Source organism: Albimonas sp. (assembly GCF_055129145.1).
Genome location: NZ_JBSRTQ010000042.1, coordinates 22,638 through 29,586 on the forward strand (window position 1 = coordinate 22,638; position 6,949 = coordinate 29,586).

A 6,949-nucleotide genomic window follows, 5' to 3' on the forward strand; every position below is an offset into this window, starting at 1 on the left:
CGAAAGGTCCGCGATGTCCGTTTCAGATCGTTCGAACGCCGACGACGCGAACCCCGTGGCCCGGGGCGGGAACGAGGTCGGCCCTCCGTCCGGTTTCGCCGAAACGCCCGTGCCCGCGCCCCGTCCCGACCCCGCCCGGCAGGGGGAGGCGGACGGTGCGTCCCGATTCGCCGCCGTTGCGACCGCCCCGCCCGAAACCGCCCCCCCCGACGCCGCGCCGCATCCGGATGCGCTGATCGCGCTGGTCATCGACCTCGACGGCACGCTGGTGCCGGTCGACACGCTGCACGAAAGCGCGCTGGGACTGATCGCGCTGGGCTTCGCCCCTCTGGTCGCCGCCGCGCCGGAGCTGATCGAGGCTGCGCGCAAAGGCAAATCCCCGCTCAAGGCCCGCATCACGGACCAGGTGACCATCGACGCCGCCGGCCTGCCCTATCGCTGGTCGGTGCTCGAACTGATCCGCGAGGCGAAGGCGGCGGGGCGGTTCGTGATGCTCGCCACCGCCTCCGACCAGCGGGTGGCCGACGCGGTGGCGGCGCATCTCGGCCTCTTCGACGCGGTCGAGGGCTCGGACGGCACGGTCAATCTCGGCGGTCACGCCAAGGCGGACATGCTGATGGCGCGCTTCGGGCGGGCGGGCTTCGACTATGTGGGCGACGCCCCGCGCGACCTGCCGGTCTGGGCGGCGGCGCGCCAGGTGATCACCGCCGGCGCCTCGCCCGGCCTGATCCGCCAGGCCGAGGCGCTGACCCGGCCCGCGGGCGCGCCCGCCGCCCTGCATCTCGATCCCGCCTCGCAGGGACTCGGCCGGATCCGGCCCTATCTCCGCGCGCTGCGTCCGCATCAGTGGATGAAGAACACGCTGGTGTTCCTGCCGCTGCTGGCCAGCCACCAGTCCGACGCGGGCGCGTGGCTGACCGCCTGCCTCGCCTTCGCGGCGTTCTCGCTGGTCTCGTCCTCGGTCTATTGCGTGAACGACCTGCTCGACCTCGACGCCGACCGCGCCCATCCCCGCAAGCGCTTCCGCCCCTTCGCCGCCGGCGACGTGCCGGCGATGCACGGGCTGCTGATGGGGGCGGTGCTGTTCTGCGCGGGCTTCGGCCTGGCCTGGGCGGTGTCGGACATGCTGTTCGGCGTGCTCTCGGTCTATTTCGGGGCGACGCTGCTCTATTCCATGGCGCTGAAGCGCGAGTTGGTGATCGACATCTGCATGCTCGCCGGCCTCTACACCCTCAGGGTCATCGCCGGGTCGATGGCGCTCGACCTCGAGGTCTCGCCCTGGATGCTGGCGCTGTCGGTGTTCCTGTTCCTGTCGCTCGCCGCGATGAAGCGGCAGACCGAGCTGGTGGACCTCGCCAACGCCGGCAAGACCGAGACGTCGGGGCGCGCCTATCGGGCCGACGACCTGCCGGTGGTCACCATGATGGCGATCGCGGCGGGCTACACGGCGGTGCTGGTGCTGGCGCTCTACATCTATTCGCCGACCGTGCAGCGGCTTTATCTGTCGCCGCTGCTGCTGTGGGGGGCGCCGCCGATCCTGCTCTACTGGTCGTCGCGCATGGTGATGATCGCCCACCGCGGCCAGATGAACGACGATCCGGTGCTGTTCGCGATCCGCGATCCGCTGTCGTGGATCTGCGGCGCGGGGATGCTGGCCTGCGCGATGGTCGCCAAGTGGTATTGAACGGGTGCTGATCGCGAGGGGGCGCCGATGAGGGCGCGCGAAGAGGACGAGGGCCCGCGGCCGGCGCGCCCGTCGCCGGACTACGCGCCGGGGGGGCTGCGCGCGTCGCATCGGCTGAGCGCGCGCGAGATCGCGCTGCGCTACGCAGGCTTCGCGGTGCTGGCGATGCTGTGCAATCTCGCGGTGCAGCGTCTGGTGCTGGCGGCGCTGAGACGGGCCGAGACGGTGGCTTTCGGCTGGGCGCCGGACGTGCTCGACTGGCTTCTGCACGACGTGCTGGAGGTGGTGCGCGCGGGCGGCGGCTGGCGGGCGGAGCTGGGCGGACCGATGGCGCTGGCCATCGCCATCGCCTTCGGCACCGCGGCGGGGCTGGTGCTGAAATACCTGCTCGACAAGCGCTGGATCTTCAACGATCGCAGCCGGGGGGCGGCGGCCCATGCCAAGCGTTTCAGCCTCTATGCGCTGATCGGGTTGCTGACCACGACGCTGTTCTGGGGGGCCGAGGCGCTGGCCTGGTGGATCTGGAGCACCAGCGCGGCGCGCGAGACCGGGGCGGCGATCGGGCTGATCGTCGGCTATGTGGTGAAATATCGCCTGGACCGGCGCTTCGTGTTCACCCCCGCGCCCGAGACGGGCGCCGCGCGATGAGCACGGATGACGTGGGGCCGGTCATGGCGGGCGGCGAAGCCGATGAGGTTTTTCGTGGTCTTGGTCCCGCGCCGCCGCTGCGCGGCGACCTGGCGGCGCCGGTGGCGCTGAGCGGCTGGGGTCGGTTCCCCACTGTGCGGGGCCATCTGCGGGCCCCGCGCGACGTGGCGGAGGCGGCGGCGCTGATCCTGGGGCAGGGGGCCGGCATCGCGCCGCGCGGGCTCGGCCGGGCCTATGGCGACGCCGGGCTGCCGCCCGCGGCGGGCCCGGCGCTGGCGCTGTCGACCGCAGGGTTGAACCGTTTCGTGTCGGTCGACGAGGCGGCGCCCCGGGTGGTGGCCGAGGCCGGCGTCAGCCTCGCCGATCTCGAAATCGCGCTGCTGCCGCGCGGCCTGTTCCCACCTGTGGTCCCCGGCACCCGCTTCGTGACGCTGGGCGGCATGATCGCCGCCGATGTGCACGGCAAGAACCATCACGCGCCAGGGGGAGGTTCGATCTCCGCCCATCTCGACTGGGTCGAGGTGATGGGGCGCGACGGCGCGGTGCGGCGGCTGGAACCGGGCGCGGCCGGCTTCGCCGAGACTTGCGGCGGCATGGGGCTGACCGGGCTGATCGTCCGCACCTCGCTGCGTCTCAGACGGGTGGAGACGGGGTGGCTGCGCCAGGAGGTGACCCCGGCCGCCGACCTCGCCGCCGCGATGGCGGCGATCGAGGGCGCGTCCGGCTGGACCCATACCTCCGCCTGGATCGACTGCCTCGCGACCGGCCCGGCGCTCGGCCGCGCGCTGGTCTACCGGGCCGAGGACGCGGGTCTGGCCGAGCTGGGGGCGACCGAGGAAGCCGACCGCTGGGCGCTGGGCCGGGCCGCCAAACGCATCGGGCCGCCGCCGGATTTCGTGCCGGGTTTCGCGTTGAACGCGGTGACGGTCGGCGCGTTCAACGCGCTTTACTGGCGGGCGGGGCTGCGGGCGGCGGAGCGGCAGGAGACGCAGGGCCCGGCGTTGGTCCCGTGGAGCGCCTGTTTCCACCCGCTCGACGCCGTGCTGGGCTGGAACCGGATCTATGGCCGGCGCGGCTTCGTGCAGTTCCAGTGCGTGCTGCCGCCCGAGACCGCCGCGGCGGGGTTGCGTGCGATGCTGGAGACGGTGTCGGCGGCCCGCCAGGGGTCGTTTCTCGCGGTGCTGAAAGCGCTGGGGGAGGGGGCTTCGGACCCGGCCTCGCTGTCATTCCCGCGCCGGGGCTGGACGCTGGCGCTGGATTTCCCGGCGACGGCGCGCGCGCTGCGGCTGGTGGCCCGGCTGCGGGCGCTGACCGCGGCGCATGGCGGGCGGATCTACCTCGCGAAGGATGCGACGCTGAGCGCGCGCGAGCATGACGCCCTCGATCCCCGCGCCAGAACCTTCCGGGGGGCTGCGGCCCGCGACCCCGGCTTTCTCACCGAACTCGCCAGGAGACTTGGTCTTTGAACCCGTCCGCTTCCCTTCGCCCGGCGTTGATCCTCGGCGCCCGTTCCGACATCGGCCGCGCCGTGGCGCATCGGCTGGCGGCGCAGGGGCGCCCGATCCTGCTGGCGGGCCGCGACCTCGCGGCGCTGGAGCGGGACGCGGCCGACATCGCCGCCCGCCACCGGGTGGAGGCGCGGGCCGTGATCTGGGACGCTGCGGATCTCGCGGGCCACGGGGCGTGGCTCGATGCGCTGCCCGAGATGCCCGGCGTGGTGCTGTCGGCGGTCGGGCTGCTGGGCGATCAGGAGGTCACGCAGGACGACCCCGCGCGGATCGCAGAGGTGGTTCTGGCCAACTTCACCGGCCCCGCGGTGATGCTGGAGGCGGCGGCGGCCCGGCTTTCGGCGCTGGAGGGTCCGACGGCGGTGATCGGCATCGGTTCGGTCGCCGGCGATCGGGGGCGGGCGCGGAACTACTGGTACGGGGCGGCGAAAGCGGGCTTCGCGACCATGCTCTCGGGGTTGCGCCAGCGTTATGCGGGGTCGGATCTGCTGGTGATGACGGTGAAGCCCGGGTTCGTCGCGACCGCGATGACCGAGGGCATGGACCTGATCGGCCCTCTGACGCTCAGCGCCGAGGCGCAGGCCGGGCTGATCGTGACGGCGCTGCACAAGCGCCGCCCCAGGGTCATGCACTGGAAATGGGCGCTGCTGATGGCGGTCATCCGCAACCTGCCCGAAGCGGTGTTCGTGCGCACGAAGTTCTGAGGCGGGGGCGGGGGCTCGCCCACGGTCGACCCTGGCATGGCGGGCTTGCGCCCGCCCTACGTCGTTTGCACGCGCACGCCGTAGGGCGGGTGCGAACCCGCCATGGGTCCGGATCGACGGCGGGTTGGCGCCCGCCCCCCGCCCCAAGCCCCCGTCGTCAGCGCGCCGTCCAACCCCCGTCGGCCATCAGCGAAGAGCCGGTGAAGAGCGTGGAGGCGTCGGAGGCGAGGAACACCACCGCGCCCATCAGCTCCTCCAGCCTGCCCGGCGTGCCGCGCGGGATCGAGGCGGCGACGAAGGCGCGGAACTCGGGTCTTGCGAACATCGGCGCGGTCAGCGGCGTCTCGATGAAGGTCGGGCAGATCGTGTTGGCCCTGATGCCATGGGCGGCGAGGTCGAGCGCCATGGCCTTGGTGAACCCCTCCATCGCGTGTTTGGAGGCGCAGTAGACCGCGCGCTCCGGCCCCCCGACATGGCCCATCTGGGAAGACATGTTGACGATGGAACCGGCGATGCCGGCCGCGACCATGCGGCGGGCGGCGGCCTGGGCGGCGAAATAGGCGGCGCGGAGGTTGAGCGCCATGACCGCGTCGAAATCGGCCTCGTCGGTGTCGAGAAAGCTCGAATGCCGGGCGGTCCCGGCGTTGTTGACCAGCACGTGGAAGGGGGCGGCGGTCTCGAAGAAGGCGCGGGTTGCGGCGAGGTCGCAGACGTCGAGCGTCCGGGCCTCCGCCGCGCCGCCGGCGGCCCGGATGTTGGCGGCGGCGGCCTCGATCTCGGGCAGGGTGCGGGCGAGGAGCGTGACCTCGGCCCCGGCCTGGGCGAGGGCATGGGCGCAGGCGAGCCCGATGCCGCGGCCCGCGCCGGTCACCGCGGCGCGGCGGCCGTCGAGGCGGAAGGAGGGGGTGACGAGGGGCGCGGTCATGGCGGTCTCCGGCGTGGGGATTTGGGCGTGGGGTTTTGGCGCGAAGGGAGGAGGCCCGTGGCGGGCGGCGCCTGTCAAGGCGGAGGGATCGCGGGCCGCGGGGGCTGCAAGCGCCGCGTCCCGGTCGCGCCGGTGGCGACGCGGCGCCCGCGGCGCGTTGGAGCGGGGGCGCTTGCGGCCACGGGCGCCTTTGGGGCGCGGACCTCGTCCCGAGCCAGCGCCGGCGGGCGGAGGCGGTGAGGCCGGCGCATCCGCCGACCGTCACGCGGGCGCCCATCGCAACCCGCGCCACGCCGGCCGGCGGCGCGGGCATGACCTCGCCGCCGGCGCGTGAAGCGTCGCGCCGCCTCCTGCGCCGGAAGCCCGGCTCAGCCCCTCATTTCGGGAACACCACCGTCTTGTGCCCGTTCAGCATCACCCGACGCTCCAGATGCGCCTTCACCGCCTGGGCGAGCACCCGGCTTTCCACGTCGCGCCCGGCGGCCACGAAATCCTCGGCCGACATGGCGTGGCTGACCCGCTGGGTCTCCTGTTCGATGATCGGGCCCTCGTCGAGGTCGGGGGTCACGTAGTGGGCCGTGGCCCCGATCAGCTTCACCCCGCGCTCGAACGCCTGATGGTAGGGCTTGGCGCCCTTGAAGCTCGGCAGGAACGAATGGTGGATGTTGATCACCTTGCCATAGAGCCGCTTCGACAGCCCGTCCGACAGCACCTGCATGTAGCGGGCGAGGATGACGAGGTCGGCCCCGGTCTCCTTCGCCAGATCGAGCACCCGGGCCTCCTGGTCGAGCTTGGTGGCCTTGGTGACGGGCCAGTGGTGGAAGGGCACGCCCTCGCGCTCGGCATCGGCCCGGCAGGTCTCGTGGTTGGAGACGATGGCCGCGACCTCGGCGTCGAGCCAGCCGACCCGGATCTGGTAGAGCAGGTGCAGCATGGCGTGGTCGAACCTGGACACCATGATCACGATGCGCGGTTTGCGGGCCTGGTCGGAGAGCGCGATGCGCATCTCGTAGCGGTCGACGGCGGGGCGCAGCGCGCGGTCGATCTCGTCGACGCCGAGCCGGGAGGGGACCCGGAAGGCGATGCGCATGAAGAAGCGGTTGGTGAGCGGGTCCCAGAACTGGTTGGACTCGGAGATGTTGGCGCCGAGCGCCGCGAGCTCGGTGGTCACCGCCGCCACGATGCCCGGCTTGTCGTCGCAGGAGAGGTTGAGGATGCAGGTGTGCTCCTCGGCTCGCGCGGCGGCGGCGGGAGATGCGGGTGCGGGAGAGGCGGCGGGCGCGGTGTCGCTCATGTCTGGATCCTCATCGGCGGGCGCCTCGCGGTGGGATCGGCGCTGCGAGATCATGGTCACGTCATTCGCCACGTTCCGCGTCCGGGCGCGGCGTTTTCGCGCCGGATCGCGACGCGCGCAAGGGGGGGCGGGGTCGCGAGGCGGCCGGGGGGCCGCGCCGGGGACGCGGGCGCCGCGCCGGGGTCG

The 6,949-nt window shown here is 72.9% G+C and carries 6 protein-coding genes; 4 read left to right on the top strand and 2 right to left on the bottom strand.

What is annotated here, in order from left to right; genetic code table 11:
• Nucleotides 1–109: 109 nt before the first annotated feature.
• From ACTB72_RS09105 to ACTB72_RS09120, 4 genes are read left to right on the top strand one after another with little or no spacing between them, the layout of a single operon-like run.
• A complete protein-coding gene (locus tag ACTB72_RS09105; RefSeq protein WP_463036673.1) occupies nt 110–1,684 on the top strand; it encodes a UbiA family prenyltransferase in 1,575 nt (524 codons plus the stop codon).
• Nucleotides 1,685–1,711: 27 nt separating this feature from the next.
• Complete coding sequence (locus tag ACTB72_RS09110) at nt 1,712–2,332, top strand: GtrA family protein (protein WP_463036674.1); 621 nt, start codon at nt 1,712–1,714, stop codon at nt 2,330–2,332.
• Nucleotides 2,329–3,798, top strand: a complete 1,470-nt coding sequence (locus ACTB72_RS09115; protein WP_463036675.1) for an FAD-binding oxidoreductase — start codon at nt 2,329–2,331, stop codon at nt 3,796–3,798. The genes ACTB72_RS09110 and ACTB72_RS09115 overlap by 4 nt, the downstream gene beginning before the upstream one ends.
• A complete protein-coding gene (locus ACTB72_RS09120) occupies nt 3,795–4,544 on the top strand; it encodes an SDR family NAD(P)-dependent oxidoreductase (RefSeq protein ID WP_463036676.1) in 750 nt (249 codons plus the stop codon). The genes ACTB72_RS09115 and ACTB72_RS09120 overlap by 4 nt, the downstream gene beginning before the upstream one ends.
• Nucleotides 4,545–4,701: 157 nt before the next feature.
• On the opposite strand, the gene ACTB72_RS09125 is transcribed toward ACTB72_RS09120, so the two are convergent.
• Nucleotides 4,702–5,469 (bottom strand): SDR family NAD(P)-dependent oxidoreductase, encoded by a 768-nt coding sequence (locus tag ACTB72_RS09125; RefSeq protein ID WP_463036677.1) that lies wholly within the window; start codon nt 5,467–5,469, stop codon nt 4,702–4,704.
• Between the two features lie 376 nt (nt 5,470–5,845).
• Nucleotides 5,846–6,763: a formyltetrahydrofolate deformylase gene (gene purU, locus ACTB72_RS09130; protein ID WP_463036678.1), complete on the bottom strand. Its 918-nt coding sequence runs from the start codon at nt 6,761–6,763 to the stop codon at nt 5,846–5,848.
• Nucleotides 6,764–6,949: the final 186 nt, after the last annotated feature.

Excerpts from the sequence above, each read along its gene's own strand:
- ACTB72_RS09125 (WP_463036677.1), bottom strand. The coding sequence starts at position 5,469 with ATGACCGCGCCCCTCGTCACCCCCTCCTTCCGCCTCGACGGCCGCCGC.
- purU (WP_463036678.1), bottom strand. The coding sequence starts at position 6,763 with ATGAGCGACACCGCGCCCGCCGCCTCTCCCGCACCCGCATCTCCCGCC.
- ACTB72_RS09110 (WP_463036674.1), top strand. The coding sequence starts at position 1,712 with ATGAGGGCGCGCGAAGAGGACGAGGGCCCGCGGCCGGCGCGCCCGTCG.
- ACTB72_RS09115 (WP_463036675.1), top strand. The coding sequence starts at position 2,329 with ATGAGCACGGATGACGTGGGGCCGGTCATGGCGGGCGGCGAAGCCGAT.